Source organism: Sphingomonas sp. NFX23, assembly GCF_049887795.1.
Classification (GTDB): Bacteria; Pseudomonadota; Alphaproteobacteria; order Sphingomonadales; family Sphingomonadaceae; genus Sphingomonas.
In genome coordinates this window covers 464,986-485,054 of the sequence record NZ_JAGEKH010000003.1, presented here as the reverse complement: position 1 = coordinate 485,054, position 20,069 = coordinate 464,986, and the positions used below count along the sequence as shown (strand labels likewise).

At 66.1% G+C, this 20,069-nt stretch carries 14 protein-coding genes; 7 read left to right on the top strand and 7 right to left on the bottom strand.

Annotation, left to right across the window (positions count from 1 at the left end):
• Positions 1-5: 5 nt before the first annotated feature.
• From J4O76_RS09810 to J4O76_RS09790, 5 genes are read left to right on the top strand one after another with little or no spacing between them, the layout of a single operon-like run.
• The gene (locus tag J4O76_RS09810; protein ID WP_426281852.1) at positions 6-2,375 is read left to right on the top strand and encodes a glycoside hydrolase family 3 N-terminal domain-containing protein; all 2,370 of its coding nucleotides are present in this window, start codon (positions 6-8) and stop codon (positions 2,373-2,375) included.
• A 10-nt stretch (positions 2,376-2,385) separates the two neighbouring features.
• Positions 2,386-3,597: a D-mannonate dehydratase ManD gene (gene manD / locus J4O76_RS09805; protein ID WP_426281559.1), complete on the top strand. Its 1,212-nt coding sequence runs from the start codon at positions 2,386-2,388 to the stop codon at positions 3,595-3,597.
• Positions 3,598-3,608: 11 nt separating this feature from the next.
• The gene (locus J4O76_RS09800; RefSeq protein WP_426281851.1) at positions 3,609-4,874 is read left to right on the top strand and encodes an MFS transporter; all 1,266 of its coding nucleotides are present in this window, start codon (positions 3,609-3,611) and stop codon (positions 4,872-4,874) included.
• A complete protein-coding gene (uxaC, locus tag J4O76_RS09795; protein WP_426281558.1) occupies positions 4,871-6,283 on the top strand; it encodes a glucuronate isomerase in 1,413 nt (470 codons plus the stop codon). Before J4O76_RS09800 ends, uxaC begins: the two co-directional genes overlap by 4 nt.
• Positions 6,280-7,335: an SMP-30/gluconolactonase/LRE family protein gene (locus tag J4O76_RS09790; RefSeq protein ID WP_426281556.1), complete on the top strand. Its 1,056-nt coding sequence runs from the start codon at positions 6,280-6,282 to the stop codon at positions 7,333-7,335. The genes uxaC and J4O76_RS09790 overlap by 4 nt, the downstream gene beginning before the upstream one ends.
• Positions 7,336-7,430: 95 nt before the next feature.
• Here J4O76_RS09790 and J4O76_RS09785 read toward each other — a convergent pair whose 3' ends face one another.
• The 3 genes from J4O76_RS09785 to J4O76_RS09775 all read right to left on the bottom strand — a co-directional run bounded on the left by J4O76_RS09785 (position 7,431) and on the right by J4O76_RS09775 (position 12,695).
• Complete coding sequence (locus J4O76_RS09785) at positions 7,431-10,424, bottom strand: TonB-dependent receptor plug domain-containing protein (RefSeq protein WP_426281555.1); 2,994 nt, start codon at positions 10,422-10,424, stop codon at positions 7,431-7,433.
• Between the two features lie 203 nt (positions 10,425-10,627).
• Positions 10,628-11,359, bottom strand: a complete 732-nt coding sequence (locus J4O76_RS09780) for a FadR/GntR family transcriptional regulator (protein ID WP_136190959.1) — start codon at positions 11,357-11,359, stop codon at positions 10,628-10,630.
• Positions 11,349-12,695, bottom strand: a complete 1,347-nt coding sequence (locus J4O76_RS09775) for a GntP family permease (protein WP_426281553.1) — start codon at positions 12,693-12,695, stop codon at positions 11,349-11,351. The genes J4O76_RS09780 and J4O76_RS09775 overlap by 11 nt, the downstream gene beginning before the upstream one ends.
• A 281-nt stretch (positions 12,696-12,976) precedes the next feature.
• Between J4O76_RS09775 and J4O76_RS09770 the strand changes: the two genes are divergently transcribed.
• Both J4O76_RS09770 and J4O76_RS09765 read left to right on the top strand, forming a co-directional pair.
• A complete protein-coding gene (locus tag J4O76_RS09770; protein ID WP_426281552.1) occupies positions 12,977-13,234 on the top strand; it encodes a helix-turn-helix domain-containing protein in 258 nt (85 codons plus the stop codon).
• Between the two features lie 223 nt (positions 13,235-13,457).
• Positions 13,458-16,487: a glycosyl hydrolase family 28-related protein gene (locus J4O76_RS09765; protein ID WP_426281551.1), complete on the top strand. Its 3,030-nt coding sequence runs from the start codon at positions 13,458-13,460 to the stop codon at positions 16,485-16,487.
• A gap of 17 nt (positions 16,488-16,504) precedes the next feature.
• On the opposite strand, the gene J4O76_RS09760 is transcribed toward J4O76_RS09765, so the two are convergent.
• The 4 genes from J4O76_RS09760 to J4O76_RS09745 form a co-directional block, all read right to left on the bottom strand.
• Positions 16,505-17,710, bottom strand: a complete 1,206-nt coding sequence (locus tag J4O76_RS09760; RefSeq protein ID WP_426281550.1) for an MFS transporter — start codon at positions 17,708-17,710, stop codon at positions 16,505-16,507.
• 96 nt (positions 17,711-17,806) lie between these two features.
• Complete coding sequence (locus tag J4O76_RS09755) at positions 17,807-19,309, bottom strand: deoxyribodipyrimidine photo-lyase (protein WP_426281549.1); 1,503 nt, start codon at positions 19,307-19,309, stop codon at positions 17,807-17,809.
• Between the two features lie 36 nt (positions 19,310-19,345).
• Positions 19,346-19,489 carry a hypothetical protein gene (locus tag J4O76_RS09750; protein WP_156362367.1) on the bottom strand — a complete coding sequence of 48 codons (144 nt, stop codon included), beginning with the start codon at positions 19,487-19,489 and terminating at the stop codon, positions 19,346-19,348.
• A gap of 133 nt (positions 19,490-19,622) precedes the next feature.
• Positions 19,623-20,024, bottom strand: coding sequence for a GNAT family N-acetyltransferase (locus J4O76_RS09745; protein ID WP_426281548.1), 402 nt, complete (start codon positions 20,022-20,024; stop codon positions 19,623-19,625).
• Between the last annotated feature and the right edge of the window lie 45 nt (positions 20,025-20,069).

Genomic DNA, 20,069 nt, shown 5'->3' with positions numbered 1-20,069 from the left:
CCATGATGCCGACCCGGCGTGACCTTTTCGGCCTGCTCGGCTCGGTCTCCATCACAGGGCTTATCCCGGGCGTTGCGTACGCTGCGACCCCGTCACCCACCTACCGCGATCCCCGCGCGCCGGTCGATCTTCGGGTCCGCGACCTGATGGCGCGGATGACGCTGGAGGAGAAAGTTGGCCAGACCATTTCCTTGTGGGCGACCAAGGCTGATGTGATGGTGCCGGGCGGGCTCGATTTCGATCCGGCGCGCGCGACCGCGGCGTATCCGGCGGGGTTCGGGCAGGTCACGCGGCCGTCCGACAAGCGTGGCGGGCCATCGGTCGCGGTGACGGCTGGCGGCACCGGCGCTGCGTGGCGCGGAACGGCCTCGACGATCGCGTTCGTCAACGCGGTCCAGCGCTGGGCGCGAGGGACGCGGCTCGGCATCCCGGTGATCTTCCATGAGGAATCGCTGCACGGCTACATGGCGCCCGACGCGACGATGTTCCCGCAGGCGATCGGCATGGCCGGCAGCTTCGACCGCGACCTGATGCGGCGCGCGCAGACGATCATTGGTCGCGAAGTACGCGCGCATGGCAGCCACCTCTCGCTGTCGCCGGTCGTCGACATCGCCCGCGATCCGCGCTGGGGCCGGATCGAGGAGACGTTCGGCGAGGACCCCTATCTGTGCGGCGAGATGGGGGTCGCCGCGGTCGAGGGGCTGCAGGGCGACAGCACGACGCTGGCACCCGGCAAGGTCTTCGCGACGCTGAAGCACATGACCGGCCACGGTCAGCCCCAGGCGGGCAACAATATCGGTCCCGCTCCGATCGGCGAGCGCGAACTGCGCGAGAGCTTCTTCCCGCCGTTCCGCGCGGTCGTGACGCGGACCGGGATCGGCGCGGTGATGCCATCGTATAATGAGATCGACGGCGTGCCGAGCCATGCGAACCACTGGCTGCTCGGCGACGTGCTGCGCGGCGAATGGGGGTTTTCGGGCGCAATCGTTAGCGATTACGGCGCGATCGAGGAGCTCGACACGATCCACCACATAGCGCGTGACCTGAACGGGGCAGCGAAGCTGGCTTTGGCGGCCGGAGTCGACAGCGCGTTGCCCGATGGCCTGGCCTATCGCACGCTGCCCGCGCAGGTGCGGGCGGGGACGGTGCCGATCGCGCAGGTCGACGCCGCCTGCGCGCGCATGCTGGCCTTGAAGTTCCGTGCCGGCTTGTTCGAGGACTCGGCGGTCGATCCCCGCGCCGCCGCTCGTCTGACCGGTAACGCGGAAGCGCGCGGCGTCGCGCTGGAGGCTGCCCGCGAATCGATGTGCCTGCTGACCAACGACGGCACGCTACCGCTCGCGCCCAAGGGCAAGATCGCCGTCATCGGGCCCAATGCAGCGGTCGCGCGGCTCGGCGGCTATTCCGCGCCGCCGCGCCAGACGGTGTCGCTGCTCGACGGCGTGCGTGCACTGGTCGGCGGCGCGGCGACGATCGTCCATGCGCAGGGCGTGTTCATCACGCAGAGCGAGGACCGGTCGCAGGACGCGGTGCTGCTCGCCGATCCGGCCAAGAACCGCGCGCTGATCGCCGAGGCGGTCGAGGTCGCACGCGGTGCCGACACGATCATCCTCGCGATCGGCGATACCGAGCAGACCAGCCGCGAGGGGTTCTCGGCCAATCACCTGGGCGATCGCACCACACTGGACCTGCTCGGCGAGCAGAACGCGCTGTTCGACGCGCTGCATGCGCTGGGCAAGCCGATCGTGATCGCGGCGATCAACGGACGTCCGCCGAGCTGGCCGGGCGTGATGGCGAAGGCGAACGCGGTGCTCGAATGCTGGTATCCGGGGCAGGAGGGCGGCACCGCAATGGCCGAGGCGCTGTTCGGGCGGATCAATCCGGGTGCCAAGCTGCCCGTGACCGTGGTCCGCGAAGTCGGCCAGGTGCCATTCTATTACAACCGCAAGCCGTCGACGCAGCGCGGCTACCTGTTCGCGGAGACGGCGCCGCTGTTCCCGTTCGGGCACGGGCTTAGCTACACGCGCTTCGAGGTCAGCGCACCGCGGCTGTCGGCGGCAAAGATCGGCATCGCCGGCAGCGTCGGGGTCGAGGTCGACGTCGCCAATATCGGGCAGCGCGCCGGCGACGAGGTCGTGCAGCTCTACGTCCGCGACCAAGTGTCATCGGTGGCGCGGCCGGTGATGGAGTTGAAGGGGTTCGAACGCGTGACGTTGACGCCCGGCGAGCGGCGGACGTTGCGCTTTACGCTCGGGCCGGACGCGTTCGCGCTGTGGGACGTCGACATGCGCGAGGTCGTCGAGCCGGGCCTGTTCACGATCATGGCCGGGCCGAGTTCGGCACAGCTCAAATCCGCCATCCTCGAAATCGCCTGAAGGACCCGCGATGCCCAAGATCGTTTCCGCCCGCGTCATCGTCACCTGTCCGGGCCGCAACTTCGTCACGCTGAAGATCGAATGCGACGACGGCACCACCGGGCTCGGTGATGCCACGCTCAATGGCCGCGAGTTGAGCGTCGCAAGCTATCTGACCGACCATGTCGTGCCGTGCCTGATCGGCCGCGACGCACACCGGATCGAGGACGTCTGGCAGTATCTGTATAAGGGCGCGTATTGGCGGCGCGGTCCGGTGACGATGGCGGCGATCGCTGCGGTCGACACCGCGCTCTGGGACATCAAGGGCAAGCTCGCGGGGATGCCGGTGTACCAGTTGCTCGGCGGAGCGGCGCGCGATGCGTGCATGGTCTACGCGCACGCCAACGGCACGACGATCGAGGATACGATCGCGGTCGCCAAGGCGGAGCAGGCCAAGGGATACAAGGCGATCCGACTGCAATGCGGCGTGCCGGGGCTCGCCTCGACCTACGGTGTCGCCAAGCACGGCGCGCGCTATGAGCCGGCCGACGCCGACCTGCCGAGCGAAAGCGTCTGGTCGACCGAGAAATATCTCCGCGTCGTCCCCGAACTCTTCAAGGCCGCGCGTGAGGCGATGGGCTGGGACGTGCATCTGCTCCACGACATCCACCACCGGCTGACCCCGATCGAGGCGGGGCGGCTCGGCAAGGCGCTCGAGCCGTACAACCTCTTCTGGATCGAGGACCCGACGCCGGCCGAGAACCAGGAGGCGTTCAAGTTGATCCGTCACCACACGACGACGCCGATCGCGGTCGGCGAGGTGTTCAATTCGATCTGGGATGCGAAGGACCTGATCCAGAACCAGCTGATCGACTATATCCGCGCGACCGTCGTGCACGCGGGCGGCATCACGCACCTGCGCCGGATCGCGTCGCTTGCCGACCTGTACCAGGTGCGGACCGGCTGCCACGGTGCGACCGACCTGTCGCCGGTGGCGATGGCGGCGGCGCTGCATTTCGGGCTGTCGGTGCCGAATTTCGGCGTGCAGGAGCATATGCCGCATACCGACGAAACCGATGCGGTCTTTCCGCATGCGTACAGCTTCGACGACGGCATGATGCATCCGGGGGAGGCGCCGGGGCTCGGCGCCGACATCGACGAAGAGCTTGCCGCGACTTATGACTATAAGCGCGCCTACCTCCCCGTCGCGCGTCTCGAGGATGGCACGCTGTGCAACTGGTAACCGCCGCCACCATGATCGAGAAACCGCGCGGGAAAGTGCGGTGGATCGTCTGCGCGCTGCTCTTCGCTGCGGTCGCACTCAGCTATATCGACCGACTCGTGCTGCCGGTGCTGAAACCCGAACTGCAGGCGCGCTATAACTGGAGCGAGCAGGGCTATGCCGATCTCGCGATCGCGTTCCAGGCGGCGTACGGCATCGCCTATGTGCTGTTCGGGCGGTTCGTCGACCGGGTCGGGGCGAAGATCGGCTATGCGGTCGCGGTGACACTGTGGACGATCGGTCATGTCGCGCACGCGCTGTTCACCAGCGCCGGCATGATGATTTTCGCGCGTATCCCGCTCGCGATCGGCGAGGCCGGGGCGTTCCCGGCAGCCCTGGCCGCGGCGAACGAATGGTTTCCGCAACGCGAGCGCGCGCTGGCGATCGGTATCTTCAACGCGGGCTCGAACGTCGGTGCGATCCTCACGCCGTTGATCGTTCCGGTGATCGCGGTGACGTTCGGCTGGCGGATGGCGTTCGTCGCGACGGGCGCGCTGACCGTGATCTGGCTAGTCGCCTGGCTCGCGTTCTACCGATCGCCGCGCAAGCATCCGCGCGTGACGCCTGAAGAGCTGGCGTGGATCGAGGCCGACCCGGTGCCCGCCGCCAAGCCGGTCCGCTGGCGCACGCTACTGCGACTGCGGCAGACATGGGCCTATATGCTAGGCCGGTTCCTGATCGATCCGGTGTGGTGGACCTTCCTGTTCTGGCTGCCCGATTTCTTCAACCGGCAATACGGCGTGAAGATGCTCGATTTCGGTCCACCGCTAGTCGCCGTGTATATGCTGGCCGATGTCGGATCGGTCGCGGGCGGCTGGTTCTCGTCGCGGCTGTTGGCACGCGGCCAGACGCCAAACCGCGCGCGAAAGACGGCGTTGTTCGCCTGCGCATTGTTCGCGCTGCCGATCATCTTCGCCGCACAGGCACCCGGATTGTGGTGGGCGGTCGCGGCGATCGGCCTGGCGTGCGCGTGTCACCAGGGCTTCTCCGCCAACGTGTACGCGATCCCAGGCGACCTGTTTCCGCGCGGCATGGGCGGATCGGTGATCGGTCTCGGCGGGCTGGCGGGAGCATGCGGCGGCATGCTGATGGCCAAGTTCGCGGGCACCATCCTGGCGGGCGTCGGTAGCTATGGCCCGATCTTCGCGGTCGCCGGATGCGCCTATCTCGTCGCGTTGCTGGTTATCCACCTGCTCGTACCGCATTATACTCCCGTCGATCCGGAACGCCTCGCATGACCCATCCGCTACGTCTCCATCCCGACCGCCTCTTTCCCGGCGATGGCCGCACTCGTGACATCGCTCGCGCGCTGCATGCCGGGGTAAAGGACCTCCCGATCGTCAGTCCGCACGGCCATACCGATCCGGCATGGTTCGCGCGGAACGAAGCGTTCAGTGATCCCGCCTCGCTGCTGATCGTCCCCGATCATTATGTGTTCCGGATGCTCTACAGCCAGGGCGTGCCGCTGGACGCGCTCGGTGTGCCGACGGTGGATGGCAGTCCGACCGAGACCGATCCGCATGCGATCTGGAAGATTTTCGCGGCGAACTACCATCTGTTCCGCGGCACGCCGTCGCGGATGTGGCTCGACTGGGTGTTCGCCGAAGCGTTCGGCATCGACGTCCGCCTCGAACCCGCGACGGCCGACATGTACTACGACACGATCGACGCTGCGCTGAAGACACCCGCCTTCCGCCCCCGCGCGCTGTTCGACCGGTTCGGCATCGAGCTGATCGCCACCACCGAAAGCCCGCTCGACCCGCTCGATCACCATGCCGCGATCCGCGCGAGCGACTGGAACGGCCGCGTCGTCACCGCCTATCGCCCCGACCCCGTCGTCGATCCCGACACGCCGGGCTTCGCCTCCAACGTCCGCCGCTTCGGCGAGACCGCGGGCGAAGACGTCGGCAGCTATGCGGGCTATCTCGCCGCGCACCGCTTCCACCGTGCGCGCTTCCGCGATGCCGGCGCGACCTCGACCGATCACGGTCACCCGTCGGCCTCGACGGCGGACCTGACGCCCGCCGAAGCCGAGGCACTCTATGCGCGCGTCATGGCGCAGCCGACCGCCGCAGACGCCGAACTCTTCCGCGCGCAGATGCTGACCGAGATGGCGGCGATGTCGGTCGAGGACGGTATGGTGATGCAGCTCCATCCTGCCGTATCGCGCAGCCACAACGCCTCGGTGCTGGCACGTTTCGGCCGCGACAAGGGCGGCGACATCCCGCTGCCCGGCGAATTCGTTCGCGCGCTGAAGCCGCTGCTCGATCGGTTCGGCAACGATCCCCGGCTGACGCTGATCCTCTTCACGCTCGACGAGGACACCTATTCCCGCGAACTCGCCCCGCTCGCCGGCCATTACCCGTCGCTGCGGCTCGGCCCGCCCTGGTGGTTCCACGACAGTCCGGAGGGGATGCGCCGCTTCCGCGAGCGGGCGACGGAGACTGCCGGCTTCTACAACACGGTCGGCTTCAACGACGACACGCGCGCCTTCCTATCGATCCCCGCGCGGCACGACGTCGCGCGCCGGATGGACTGTGCCTTCCTGGCGAAACTCGTCGCCGAACACCGGCTCGAAGAGGATGAAGCGCACGAGGTTGCCCGAGCGCTCGCCTACGATCTGGTCAAGCAGGCCTATCGACTATGAAACAGATCGGCCTCGAGCGTCGCGCGAAGGGCACGTTCCGGCCGGGACGTCGCGACATCCTGTTCGGAGCGATGGCGATGGTCGCCGCGCCTGCTTTTGGTGCTGGCCCCGCTGGCGAGCCGCGCATCCAGCGTCTGTCGCCCGCGTTCGACCGGATGGTCGCGCCCGACACGCACGTCGAGACGATCGCCACCGGCATTCGCTGGGCGGAGGGGCCAGTATGGGTGGAGGCAGGGCAGTATCTGCTGTTCTCCGATCCGCCTGCCAATATCGTTCGTCGCTGGCACAAGGGTGGCCCCGCCGTGCCGTTCCTCGATCCGTCGGGGGCAGGCGGTACCGATCCGAAGCTCGTCCAGGAGCCGGGTGCAAACGGACTGACGCTCGACCATGCAGGAAGGTTGTTGATCGCGAACAGTGGTGGTCGTTCGATCGATCGCGTGGATCTGGCTACGCGGCGACGCGAGGTGGTGATCGACCGGTATCAGGGAAAGCGGTTCAATAGCCCGAACGACATGCATGTGGCGCGCGACGGGACGCTCTACTTCACCGATCCGCCCTACGGCCTGACCGAAGGCGATACGTCGCCGCTGAAGGAAATGTCGGTGAACGGCGTCTATCGGCTGCGTCCCGGTGGCGTGGTCGAACTGCTGGAGGGAAGCCTGACGCGACCGAACGGCATCGCACTTTCGCCCGACGAAACGCGACTTTACGTATCGGTGTCGGACGAAGCCGCACCGCGGATCACGGCCTACGACCTCGACGCCAAGGGCGTGCGCAATGCCCGGGTGCTGCTCGACGCCAAGGCGATGAAGGCGCGGGGCGGGGCGGGGTTGCCCGACGGCATGAAGGTCGCGCGGGACGGAACGCTGGTGTGTTCGGTGCCCGGCGGGATGATGTTCATGACGCCCGATGCGGAGCCGCTCGCGCTGGTGACGACCGGCGCGCCGATCGCCAACTGCGCGTTCGGGGAACGGGGGCGGGCGTTGTTCATGACCGCGAACGACCGCGTCCTGCGCCTGCCGCTCCGTGCGGGTTGGCAAAGCGAGGGCTGATCCGTCTTCGTTCGACACGGGTCGTTTGCCCATCGGTCACGTTGGCACGGTCTTGGGACGCTCCCCGATAGCAACCGCTACCGGGGACAGGTCGATCAGAACCGGGCGCGGACGCCCAGGCGGTAGAAGCGGCCGAGCGTGTCGTACAGTGCCGGGTTCACGTCGAGGCCGGTATTGGTCTGCGGCGCGGGCTCTGGATCGTGATCGAACAGATTGTCGACCTTGAAGAACATGCTGACCTGCTTGGTCAGGTTCACCGAACCGCCGAGGTCGATGTAAAAGGCACCCTTCATCTTGTTATAGTCGATCGTCGGGTGGTTGGCGGTCGAGACCGGGCAAGCGGTGGTGCAGACGACATATTGATTGCCGAACACGCCGTCCGAGAACCAGCGCTCCTGCAGGTTGAGGCTGAAGACGTCGTTGTCGTAGCTCTGCGTCGCCAGCCACTTCCAGTCCGGCGTCGCGCCGTTGTTGGCTCCGGCCTGGTCGACGACGTCAACGCCGGCGATCCCTGCGTCGACAAGGAACTCCTTCACATGCGTGCCGAGCACGCGGAGCGTGAAGTTGCCGGGGATGCCGAGTGGCTTCTTCCACTGATAGCTCGCCTCGATGTCGAACCCGCTGGTCTTCCAAGATGCCAGATTGAACGGCTGGACGTTGATGAAATTGCCGCCCTGGGTCGGGCTGTTCAGCACGAAGCCGCCGCAGAACGCTTGATTGCCCTCGAAGCAGAAGCGGACGATCTGATCGGGCGACAGTGTCGAGACGACGCCGTCTAGCTTGATCTTGTAATAGTCGAACGACAGACCGAGACCCGGTGCCCACGACGGGTGTGACAGGACGATACCGACCTCGGTATTGCGCGCGATTTCCGGCTTCAGATCTGGGTTACCGACGGTGTTCTGGAACGCCTGCACGCCGCTACCGGAAAACGGATTGGTAAAGTTCGGCAGCGTGGTGACGGTCGGTGCGGCGAACAGTTCGGACAGGTTCGGCGCACGGACGTCGCGTGACGTGACGGCGCGCAACCGGATGCCGTCGAGCGGCGTATCCCAGGTGCCGCCGGCCTTCCACGCCCAGACCGTGCCCGACGTGCTGTAATGCGTCACGCGGCCCGCGCCGTTGAGGTTTGCGCGGCCGATCTTTTCGCTGTTGAACAACGGCAGGTTGAGTTCGAGGAATCCCTCATACACCTCGTACTTGCCGCGGCCGTTCTTATAGTTGCCAGCTGCCCAGTTGCTGCCCAGCGCGGAATTCAGCAGCGGATCGGCGGGATAGGCTGTGCTGTTCGGGCTGAGTGCGGTGACGCCCGCACCATAGGGGTCGCCGTGGACGCGGTAGAATTCACGACGATACTCGCCACCGAAGGCAACCGACAACGGCCCGGCCCACAGGTTGAGCGGCTCGCCGGAGAAGTTGAGGCTGGCGACGTCCTGCGTCAGCTTGGTGCGCTGGAGTGGGCCATTGGCAGGCGTGACATAAGCGAGCGCCGATGCCGATGGCACCGCCCCGCCGAAGATGTTGATCGGCTGGCATCCGGCGGCACGCGCGACCGGATCGGCGCAGACGATCGCGCCGTTCAGCGTGATCGCGTTGGTCGCGGCGACGTAGCGCGGCTGCAACACGGTATTGTCGACGTCGATCGCCGCCAGCGTAATGCCGTGTTCGTAATAGGTGTCGTAGTTCCAGGGCGTACCGCCGATCTCGAACTTGCCCTTCAGGCCGCCGACGAAGCGGTACTGGCGCCGGTCCGTCTGGACCAAAGGATCGGGGAAGTTGCCGTTGCTGGTACCGAAGTTGAACTGGGTGATCCCTGGAGTACCGGTAGCGGGATTGATCGCCGTCGCACACCGATCCCGCACCAACTGCGGCAGGAAGGGGTTGGCGCACTGCACGGTCAGGTTGGGGCGGTTATACCCCGGGCTAGGCTGGTTGCTGGTCTTCACCTGCGCAAGGTTGACCGTCACATAGGCCTCGTTGTTCTCGGCGAAGTCAAAGCCGATCCGCCCGAAGCCGTTGAGCCGTTCCAGCGAGGATTGGAGCGATGCGCCCGAGCCCGGCGCGCCCGATAGGTCGCCGCCGACGCAGAAGCTGTTGGCGGGGAAGCAGTTGGTGACGCCGCCGGTGCCGGTCGGACGACCGTTCGATCCATAACTGAAATTATACGGCGCGCCGCTCTGATCGAACGCGATGCCCTGCAACGGGCCGTTGTTGATCAGGCCGTAGCGCGCATATTGATAAGGCTGTGCATAGTCGCGATAGTTGAACTGCGGCAGGCCGTTGTTGGTCTGACCGGTGTTGACGAGCGTGGTGGCGCGGTACCAGTCGCGACCCTTGGCGAGGTCTGTGCCGAAATCGCCCGGGCCCACGCCGTCTTCGTCGTCATATTCGCCGCTGACGATCAGGTGGAGCTTATCGCCGAACAGCGACGTGCCGAACGCGGCCTGGACCAGGCCCTGCTTGTCGTCGCCGTAATTGGTGATGCCGCCTTGGACGTTCGCCTTGAAGCCCTTGAAGCGCGTGTCGGTGATGAAGTTGACCACGCCGCCGACTGCGTCCGAGCCGTAGGAGGCGGATGCGCCGCCGGTGACGACGTCCACGCGCTTGACCAGCAGCTGCGGGAACATGCTGATGTCGGGGACGCCGGAGACGTTGGCGCCGACGACGCGCTGGCCATCGAGCAGGGTCAGCGTACGGATCGGGCCGAGGCCACGCAGCGAGAAGGAGCTCAGTCCTTGCGTACCGCTGGACGTGCTGAACGTGCCCGTGGACGCGCCGGTCGAGCCCTGCAGCGACGGCAACTGCGCGACCGCGTTGAAGATGTTGGGTTGCGCGTTCTTGAGGATCTGGTCTTCGCCGATCACGGTCGTCGGCGTCGGTGCGTTGTAGCCGCTCGAGACGATGCGCGACCCAGTGACGACGATGTCCTTGTCCGGCGCGCCCTGCTCTTCTGCGGCGGTCTGCGGGGTCAGCGTCTGGGGCGGCGCTGCCGGATCGGCCGATTGAGTCGAAGTGGGCAGGTCGGACGGCGGGGCAACGGTTTGGGCTGCAGCAGGAGCGCAGAGCAACGCGGTGGCCAGCACAATCATGCTGGTTGCGTTAACATTGAAAGATTCGACTGAGCGTCGACCGCGCGTAACCTTGTTCATCCGTCCATCCCCTTGTCGCACGTGGCGCGTGCCGTGGTCCGGCCTGGCGACGTGTCATTCTTGTCGTTCTCTACGATATACTGGGCGCGGTATCATCTACGACCATGGTCGCAGGTGCGGCGCGTGAGCCGAAGCCTGACACGTCAGGGCATCAGGCGCTTGCGGCCTTGCGAGAGATGCCAGCGCATCGCCAGCGCCGCGCCGTCCGCATCCTGCGCACGGATGGCTTCGACGATCGCGTCGTGCTCGTCCATCATCGCCTTGATCACTTCCGGCGCGCGCGACCGCGAGATGTCGACACCGGCGCGCAGGATCCGCATCACCGCGTCCTGGAGGTGATCGAAGACCGGCAGGAACGCAGCGTTGGCAGTCGCCTCGGCGATCGCGCGGTGCAGCACCCAGTCCTCGTCATGCGCGGGCGCATTCGACAGCAACGCGGTCCGCAACGCCTCCAACGCGTGTTCGATCGCGTCCATCTGGTGATGCGACCGGCGCTGTGCCGCGAGCCGCGCCGCCTCCGCCTCCAGTACGAAGCGGACTTCGTAGGTGCCGAGCGTCGCCGCGATGTCGGCCATCGGCATGTGCGACCCGAGCCGCTCCGACGGTCGCCGCTTGACGTAGGACCCTGCACCGCGCCGTGCCTGCGTGATGCCGTCGGACGCGAGCCTCGCCAGCGCCTCGCGGACGATCGTGCGGGACATGCCGAACATGGTGGCGAGTTTGTCCTCGGCCGGAAGCCGATCACCGACCGCGAGCTGCTCATCGAGGATGATCTGGACGATCGCAGTATAGGCGCGGTCGGCGAGCCTTATGCCGTTCGCGGCGGGCTTGTCCGGGACGATCGGCGGCGGGGTGCTCGGAGTCTCAGACGACATGGCTGAGCGCCAGGACGAACGCGAGGCCGACTACCGAGATCGACGTCTCCAGCATCGACCATGTGCGGAACGTGTCCGTGGTGCTGGTGCCGACATAGCTTTTGACGAGCCAGAAGCCGGGATCGTTGACGTGACTGAAGAACACGGAGCCCGCGCCGATCGCCAGCACGACCAATTCGGGGGACACGCCCGAGCTTGCGACGACGCCTGGCATGATGCCTACCGCGGTGATCGTCGCGATCGTCGCCGAGCCAGCCGCGAGGCGGATGCCGACCGCGACCAGCCAGCCGAGCAGCAGCGGCGAGATCGAATACATCAATACCGTGCGCGCGAGCAGATCGGACAGGCCTGCGGTCACCAGCACCTGCTTCAACGCGCCGCCCGCGCCGATCGCCAGCAGGATCGCGCCCGCCGCGCCCATCGTCTCGTGCCACACCGCGTTCTGGATCGCAGCCTCACGCAGGCGGCGGCCGAACAGCAGCGGGAGCGCGATCAGGTTGGTGAGCAACAGCGCGACCACAGGGTTGCTTGCGGCGACCAGCCATGCGGTTCCTTTCATACCCGGGATCATTTGGCCCAGCTCTCCGGTCGCGATCATCAGCACCGGCAGAAGCACGATCAATAGCGACGACAGCCGCGGCGGCGGGGCGATGCCGAGCCCTGGATCATGCAATACCGGCGCTTCCAGCCGCACGCCGCGCGTCGTGAACTTCGCGAGCAGCGGACCGGAGATGATCGCCGTCGGAATGGCGATCGCGATGCCGTAGAGCATCGTCTTGCCAAGGTTGGCGCCCAACGCCTCGACCGCGAGCAGGGGGCCGGGATGCGGAGGCACGAGTGCATGGACCACGCCGAGCCCTGCCAGCGCGGGCATGATCAGCCTCAACTTGGCGGCATCGCGTTCCGCGCCGTCCTTGCCGGTCATTTCTTCGGCGGCCGCGACGACGATCGGCAGCAGCAGGACGAGGCCGGTCTCGAAGAACAGCGGAAGCCCGACGATGATCGCGATGCCCAGCGTCGCCCATGGTGCCGCTTGCTTGCCGGTCATCTGCAACGCGCCTTTGGCAAGCGACGCAGCGGCGCCCGACAGATGCAGCATCGCGCCGAGCGATAGGCCTAACGCGACCACCAGTCCGGTGCCGCCGATGATGTCGCCGACCCCCTTCTGCACCGCCTTGGCGACGTCGGGTAGGGGAAGTCCGGCAAGTAGGCCCACCGTGAATGCGCCACACAGCAGGCCGATAAAGGGATGGAGTCGACCGCGCACGATCATCAGGACGGCAAGCAATATCCCCGCGAGTGCGGCGATCACGAGTCGCATGTCGGCGCCGATCATCGGCGAACAGACCGCAGTCGCGCGCGCTCGTCCAGTGCTCGTGACATCACGCCCCTCCCGTTGGTCGGCGGCGCCTTCGCCTGCCGATATGATGGCAGATCTGTACGACAGGTCTTTTCGATCTGACAACAAAAAAGGCTTGATTGCGTCCGATAGCACGGCCCATAGTCAAAACCTGTCCAACCGAATCCGCGTAACGGATCACTGGATCAACAGCGATAGCCACCGCGTCTCGGCCCTAGGCCGCTGCGATTTCGGCCGGCGCACAGGGAGGGATGACCATGGAACGGCCTGGATACCATACGCACCAACCTTCGGTAGCGACCACTGCCGCGACGCGCGCCGCGTCGCCGCGCCTGACGCCGACGCAGATCAGGGTCCTTCGCGGCGTGCATTCGGGTTTGCTCAACAAGCAGATCGCCTTCGATCTCGGGATCGCCGAGGCTACCGTGAAGGTCCACATGACCGCCCTGATGCGCAAGCTGAACGTCCGCAACCGGACGCAGGCCGCGATCGTCGCGCAGACGCTGGCGATCTGACATCTCTGCTTAATCCTCGCCCGCAAGGGGGAGGTGGCGCCGTAGGCGACGGAGGGGGCGGACACGGAGCAGACGTTATCCTTACCTCCCCCTCCGTCTGGCAAGGGCCAGCCACCTCCCCCTTGCGGGGGAGGATCGAAGGTTCCCGAATACGACCTTCGTCGCAGATGAAGCGGGCCTCCACGAACGGTAGGACTGCTGTCCTGATAACGGGAGACGGACGATGGTTGCGAAATGGCTGCTCTGCGGAACGGTGCTTCTTGTCGCCAGCCCGGCCGTTGCAAAGACCGTGGCTGCAAAGACGGCGGCGCCAACCAAGTCGGTCTCGGTCTATCTCAGCCAACCCAACGATCCGCAGGCGGTAACCGTCAAGGGAGTCGGCGATGGCCGCGCGGACGATAGCGCGGCGATTCAGCAGGCGATCGACGCGGCGGCGGCTGGCGGTCATGGTGGCGTCGTGTTCCTGCCGTCGGGACGCTATCGGATTAGTCGCACGATCTTCATCCGGTCCGCCGTCCGCGTCTTCGGTGTCGGCGCGACTCGCCCGGAGATCGTCCTCGCCGACAACAGCGCGGGCTTCGGGTCCGGCGTGGCGGCGATGGTCAGCTTCACCGGCGAGGACCAGTACCGCGTCGGCAAGGCACCCGTACCGCCGCGCACCAGCGTGCCGTTCAATCCGGCGATCTTCGACGCCACCTCGAGCACTTTCTATTCCACGCTGTCCAACGTCGATTTCCGGATCGGCGACGGCAATACCGGCGCGGTCGCGGTGCGCTTCCGGGTCGCGCAGCACGGCTATCTGCGACACATCGACTTCCACATCGGCTCGGGTCTTGCCGGCGTCTATCAGGCGGGCAACGAGTTCGAGAATCTGCGCTTCTTCGGCGGTCGATACGGCATCATGTCGGAGAAGACCTCGCCCGCGTGGCAGTTCACATTGCTCGATTCGGAGTTCCAGGGTCAGCGTGACGCCGCGATCCGCGAGCATGAGGTCGACCTAACTCTGGTCAACGTCGCGATCCGCGATACGCCGATCGGCATCGAGATCGACCGCGGCTATTCGGATTCATTCTGGGGCAAGGACGTCCGGTTCGAGAACGTGTCGCAGGCGGGCATCGTCGTTTCCGCCGAGAACAGCGTCTTCACGCAAATCGGCTTCGACAATGCGGTCGCCAGCAATACGCCGACTTTCGCGCGCTTCCGCGAAAGCGGCAAGACCGTCGCGGCGGCGGGGCCAACCTACCGGGTCGCCGACTTTTCCTACGGTCTGAAGCTGGCGGGCCTCGGTACGATCGGCGAATATGCGACCGACGTCTCGATCGCGCCGCTGTCTCGACTGCCCGCCCGACGCGCGCCGGCTATTCGGGCCACGCCGGCCGTGCACGAATGGGCGAACGTGCATGATTTGGGCGTCAAAGGTGACGATACCACCGACGATACCGCAGCCTTGCAGCGCGCGATCGACACCCACCGTGTGCTGTATCTTCCGGTCGGTCGCTACCGCGTCACCGACACGCTGAAGCTGCGGCCCGACAGCGTGCTGATCTCGCTACACCCGAGCCTCACGCATCTCTATCTCCCCGACGAGACGCCGGCCTATATGGGCGTCGGTGGCCCGAAGGCGCTGCTGGAGAGCGCGAAAGGCGGCAACGCGATCGTCTCCGGGTTGGGCTTATGGACCGGTGGCGTGAACCCGCGTGCGACCGCGCTTCTCTGGAAGGCGGGCGAGGCGTCGATGATCAATGACGTCAAGATCCAGGGCGGGGGCGGCACCGTGCTGACCAAGGGCAGCCCGATCGGGTTCGGCGATCCGCGTGCGCGCTTCGATGGCCAGCATCCGAGCATCTGGGTGACCGACGGCGGCGGCGGCACGTTCGCGGCGATCTGGTCGCCGAACACGCTGGCATCGGCGGGCTTCCACGTCTCGAACACCAAGACCCCCGGCCACGTCTACGAACTCTCCGCCGAACACCATTATCGCGCCGAGATCGTCCTCGACAACGTCGAGAACTGGGAATTCCTCGCGCCACAGACTGAGCAGGAAGTGCGCGACGGCGTCGACGCGATTTCCACCGAGATCCGCAATTCGCGCAACATCCTGTTCGCCAATTACCACAGCTACCGCGTCACACGGTCGATCAAGCCGATGGACGCCGCGGTAAAGCTCTACAACTCCGGCGATATCCGTTTCCGCAACGTCCACGTGAACGCCGAAAGCGGGCTCGCGAGCTGCGATGCGAAGGGCTGCGGCACATATCTACGCGCGAGCAAATTCCCGTTCGAGAACACGATCAAGGACATGACGCGCGGGCAGGAAGTGCGCGAACTCGAGTTCGCCAAGCTCGACGTGCCGGCAGCGTCGGCCACGGCAGTGCGAACTCCGATACCGGCAACGCCGGGCGTCGAGAAACTGGCCGACGGTTTCTATTCGATCGCCGGTGGCGCGGTCGATGCGCAGGGCAAGCTGTACTTCATCGATCGTCGCTTCCAGCGGATCCATGGCTGGTCGAAGACCGAAGGCCTGTCGATCGTCGCGGAAGCGCCGCTCGACGCGGTGAACCTCGCGGTCGCCAAGTCCGGCGATCTGCTGGTGCTGTCGTCGGCCGGACGAGACGGGACCGTCTACAGCATCGATCCGACCAAGCCGGCTGACGTTCGAGTCATCGCACCAACCCCAGCCAAGGCGCGACGCGGTGCGGCTACTGTGCTGCCCGTCAACGTCTGGGCGAATGGCGAGTTCGCCGACCGGATCGATCCGACGACGTACCAATATCCACCGCTCGCCGATTTCTTCACCAGCAAGATGGGCGAGGCGAAGGCGCAGGAATATGTCTCGCCCGACGGGTCGCTGGTGCTGCCGGCGTTCCGCGTGTGGAACCAGGGGCCGGACGATCATCAGGGCTGGCGCTGGTCCGATACGCTCGACTCCTATGGGTTCGTCACGGCGCCTCCCGGCGAGCGGGTGGTGCTGACCAACGGATCGGAGAATCGCACGTATAGCGGTCTGGTCGGCGACGACGGCCGGGTGACGGACCTCAAGGTCGTCGCACCGCGCGGCGGCGAGAGCGCGACGCGTGATACGGCTGGCAACCTGTACGTTGCCAATGGACAGGTGTTCGTCTACCGGCCGGACGGCTCGCTGTTACGCCGTATCGACGTCCCGGAACGTCCGCTGCAACTCGTCATCGGTGGCGCCGATCGTCGTACGCTGTTCATCCTGGCGCACCACGCACTCTACTCTATCGGACTGTAAGCGCGTTGGGCGATCGGTCAGATCGCCCGCTTGCGCCGAACCAGGCTGGCCGTCTGGATCAGCGTCGCCAGTGCGGTCAGTACGATGCCGAGCATGGCCACGCCGAACCAGCCGGCCGCGGCCCAGGCCTGCGTCGCGGCGGCGGACCCGACCGCGCCGCCCAGGAACATCCCGCCCATAAAGATCGTGTTCAGCCGCGCCCGCGCTTCGGGGCGCAGCGCGTAGACGATGTGCTGGTTGGAGACGAGCGCGCTCTGGACGGCGAAATCGAGCACGATGACACCGACGACCATGCCTGTGATCGACGTCCACACGCCGAACAGGATCCACGATACCAGCGTCAGCGCGGCGCCGAGCGCGATCACCATATGCGGTCCCTTTCGATCCGCGTACCGCCCGGCGATCGGTGCGGCGAAGATGCCGACTGCGCCGACGATGCCGAACAGGCCCGCGACGTCGGCGCCCAGCGCATAGCGCGGCTCCTGAAGTCTGAGCGCGAGGATCGTCCAGAACGCGGTGAACGCGGCGAAGATCAGCGACTGGGTGACGGTCGCCAGCCGCAATGCGCCGAACTCGCGCCATAGCCCGACGAGCGAGCGGAGAAGACCGCCATAGGACAGTGTAGCGGCTGGCTGGCTGCGGGGCAGCTTGATCGCCATCCAGAGGCCGACCGCGAGCGCCATCGGCACGCCGAGCCAGAACATCTCGCGCCAGCCGGCATGCGTGGCGACGAAGCCGGCGAGCGTCCGGCTCAGCAATATTCCGCACAAGAGGCCTGACATGACCGTGCCGACGGTCGCCCCCCGTCGGTCCGGCGCGGCGAGGTTGGCGGCCAGCGGGACGATCTGCTGCGCGACCGTGGAGGCGATGCCCACCAGAAGCGAGGCAGCCACGACGAGCCCCGCGGTGGGCGCGATCGCGGCGGCGACCAGCGCGGCAGCCAGGACGGCGAACTGGATCACGATCAGCCGTTTGCGCTCGATCAGGTCGCCGAGTGGCACGAGGAAGAACAGCCCCGCGGCATAGCCAAGCTGCGTCGCGGTGGGGATCAGCGTGGACAGTTTGCCCGGCAGATCCTTCTCGATCACGCCGAGCATCGGCTGGTTGTAATAGATGTTGGCAACCGCAACGCCGGCAGCGGCCGCCATCGCGAACGTCACGCTGCTGGTCAGGACATAGCCCGTCGTACGAGGTTCCGGGCGGTCTTGCGCAGTCGATGTCATGGTCAATTCCGGTGTACGGCGCTGCGCCTGACGGGCGCGCCATGCTTGCAGGTGAATGGGTCGAGCGTCGTTAGCGGGCGGCGACGCGCGCTCGGGTTAGATGGGCAGTTCGCCCGTAAGGTAAAGTGCGGACGGCAGGCCCGATGGCAGCGTAGGTTCGGGCGCGGTACGCGTTGCGGCGGTACGAAGCCACTCCGGGCCACCGTCGCGGTGCCGGGTCGAGCCATCCGACCGCGTCGGCACCTTGCCGTAGATCGGCGGCCCGTCGCGACCGGGCGATCCTGCACCGAACGACGCCGCGATGTTGCCGTAGGTCGACGGATCGCGCCCGTCGAGGCTGAGCCGGTCGTTCAGGTAACAGGCGGTCGCCCATGCCGTTTCGGGATCGGGCGTCAGGGCGATGATCCGCTTGGCCCAGTACATGCGCAGATTATTGTGCATCCAGCCGTCGACCAGGAACTGGCGCTGGCAAGCGTTCCAGGTCTCGTCCCTGGTGGTCCCGTTGAGCAGGTCGGCAAGTGTTTCCACTTCCGGACGCGGGTCAGAAGCGTGCGCTGCGAGCGTTTCGCGGGCCCATTCCGAGACGCGGTCGTAGCGCTCGGGCGAGGGAAGCGCGCGAGCCTGGTAGTGGAACCATTCGCGCCATGTCAGCAGTTCGTCGGCGAATTTGGTCTTGGCGGCGGCGGGCGCATCGGCGGCTTCGACGGTGGCCATGACTTCGCGTGGGCCGATCACGCCGAAATGCAGATAGGGCGAGAGCATGCTCGCACCGACCGGTTTGGTCGCATCGTTGCGGGTCGTCGCATAGGTCGGCAGCACAATGTCCATCAGCCGTTCGAGCTTGCTTAGCGCACCGTCGCGACCGGCCGGGAAGTCCGGACTGAGCGCAAGCGAATGATCGATCGCTGCGCTAGCGACCAGCCGGTCCAGGTCGGCGTCGCTGCATGATTCGAGACGATCGGACGTGAAGGGCAGGGGGCCGTCATACGCGGCGATGTCCGCCTGAAGGTCGTCGGTCGCCAGCCAATCCGCACGCACTGCCTCGTGCTTGCGCCGGAACGCGGTGGTCGAGCCGATGCCGTCGCCGAGCAGCGCGGGGGGTACCAGGCATGCGGCGTTGACCGCGAACATCGCGACTTCGGTGCGGGCGGCGACACGGTCCGACTGCCAGCGCGCGACAAAGGTCGGCTGGTCCTCGACGAACACCGCGGCGCTGTCGGCTGCCAGACGATAGACCAGACCCTTCTCGCGCGCGTCGTCGCGGTCGACATGCTGGACGCAGGCGAGGCCGCGCTGGCGACAGTCTCGCGCTAGATCGCGGCTTGCGCCGAGAATGAACCGGTGCAGGCGATCGGACGCGTAGGGGTAGTCTTCGCGCAGCCCGTGATAGACGAGGACCGGCAGCCCGAGATCGTTGCCGAGACGGATCGCCGCGTCGATCACCGGATTGTCGCGGGCACGCAACGCCTGCTGCAGCCAGCAAAGGACGTAGCGCCCCGTCGGACGTACTTCCGCCGCGTTCATCCGGCGGACGCGGGACGCCTCGGCCCAGGAGTCCAGCGATTCTACAGTCGAAGGTTGCGAGAGCGGCGTTACCATGATGGCCCAACACACGGGGCTGGCGCGACGATCCCTTCAGGGGCGGACGTATGCCAAAGCGTCGAGTGCCTCGGAGATCAATGCGGCGACGACCGTCTGGCCGAGCGCATCAGCCTCCGCCAGCGCATCCTCGAGATGCTCGCGAAGCCGTTGATCGGGATTGAGCATCCGTTGGGGCATGTCTGAGTTATATCGCCGCAAACGTTTGGCGATACAAGTCGGTCCCTCGACTAGTCGCAAAAATCTCACGACCTGCCCGCTTAACTCCGTGAGAACTGATGTTGGTAGTAAATATCAAGGGCAATGCCGCGACTCAAAGGTCTCGGTAGTAAAAGATTTCCGCTTCGTCTGCAGGGCGCAAGCCAACGATCTGCCCGGCTAATTGCCAATTGGTGCGTGTCAAAAGTCCGACAGCGGCGCTGTTATCGATACCGGTCGAGATGAAGACTCTGCCACTCAGGACAGATTTCAGTTCGGCTATCAACGATTGGGCGATCCCGTTGCGACGATAGTCCGGATCGACGACCAGTTTGTTCACATAGTCCTTGCCGATGCATCCGCCGGTCTGCCACGCGATATAGCCTGCGATGACGCCGTCCACTTCGGCTACCAGCATGCGGCGCTCGACGATCTCCGCGATCCGGTCTCCGGGGAAGGAATCGAACGTCATCAACCGGGAAAGGTCATACGGTTCGGCGGCTCGGATCGCGGTCATGGTCTTTCCCTGTTGCAACCGATCGCTGGTTCCAGGTCGGCGACT

Bases quoted from the DNA above. Each gene is read 5' to 3' on its own strand.
- J4O76_RS09755 (WP_426281549.1), bottom strand. From the start codon at position 19,309: ATGGTAACGCCGCTCTCGCAACCTTCGACTGTAGAATCGCTGGACTCC.
- J4O76_RS09750 (WP_156362367.1), bottom strand. From the start codon at position 19,489: ATGCCCCAACGGATGCTCAATCCCGATCAACGGCTTCGCGAGCATCTC.
- J4O76_RS09760 (WP_426281550.1), bottom strand. From the start codon at position 17,710: ATGACATCGACTGCGCAAGACCGCCCGGAACCTCGTACGACGGGCTAT.
- J4O76_RS09800 (WP_426281851.1), top strand. From the start codon at position 3,609: ATGATCGAGAAACCGCGCGGGAAAGTGCGGTGGATCGTCTGCGCGCTG.
- uxaC (WP_426281558.1), top strand. From the start codon at position 4,871: ATGACCCATCCGCTACGTCTCCATCCCGACCGCCTCTTTCCCGGCGAT.
- J4O76_RS09785 (WP_426281555.1), bottom strand. From the start codon at position 10,424: ATGATTGTGCTGGCCACCGCGTTGCTCTGCGCTCCTGCTGCAGCCCAA.
- J4O76_RS09790 (WP_426281556.1), top strand. From the start codon at position 6,280: ATGAAACAGATCGGCCTCGAGCGTCGCGCGAAGGGCACGTTCCGGCCG.
- J4O76_RS09780 (WP_136190959.1), bottom strand. From the start codon at position 11,359: ATGTCGTCTGAGACTCCGAGCACCCCGCCGCCGATCGTCCCGGACAAG.
- J4O76_RS09775 (WP_426281553.1), bottom strand. From the start codon at position 12,695: ATGATCGGCGCCGACATGCGACTCGTGATCGCCGCACTCGCGGGGATA.
- J4O76_RS09745 (WP_426281548.1), bottom strand. From the start codon at position 20,024: ATGACCGCGATCCGAGCCGCCGAACCGTATGACCTTTCCCGGTTGATG.
- manD (WP_426281559.1), top strand. From the start codon at position 2,386: ATGCCCAAGATCGTTTCCGCCCGCGTCATCGTCACCTGTCCGGGCCGC.
- J4O76_RS09770 (WP_426281552.1), top strand. From the start codon at position 12,977: ATGGAACGGCCTGGATACCATACGCACCAACCTTCGGTAGCGACCACT.
- J4O76_RS09765 (WP_426281551.1), top strand. From the start codon at position 13,458: ATGGTTGCGAAATGGCTGCTCTGCGGAACGGTGCTTCTTGTCGCCAGC.
- J4O76_RS09810 (WP_426281852.1), top strand. From the start codon at position 6: ATGCCGACCCGGCGTGACCTTTTCGGCCTGCTCGGCTCGGTCTCCATC.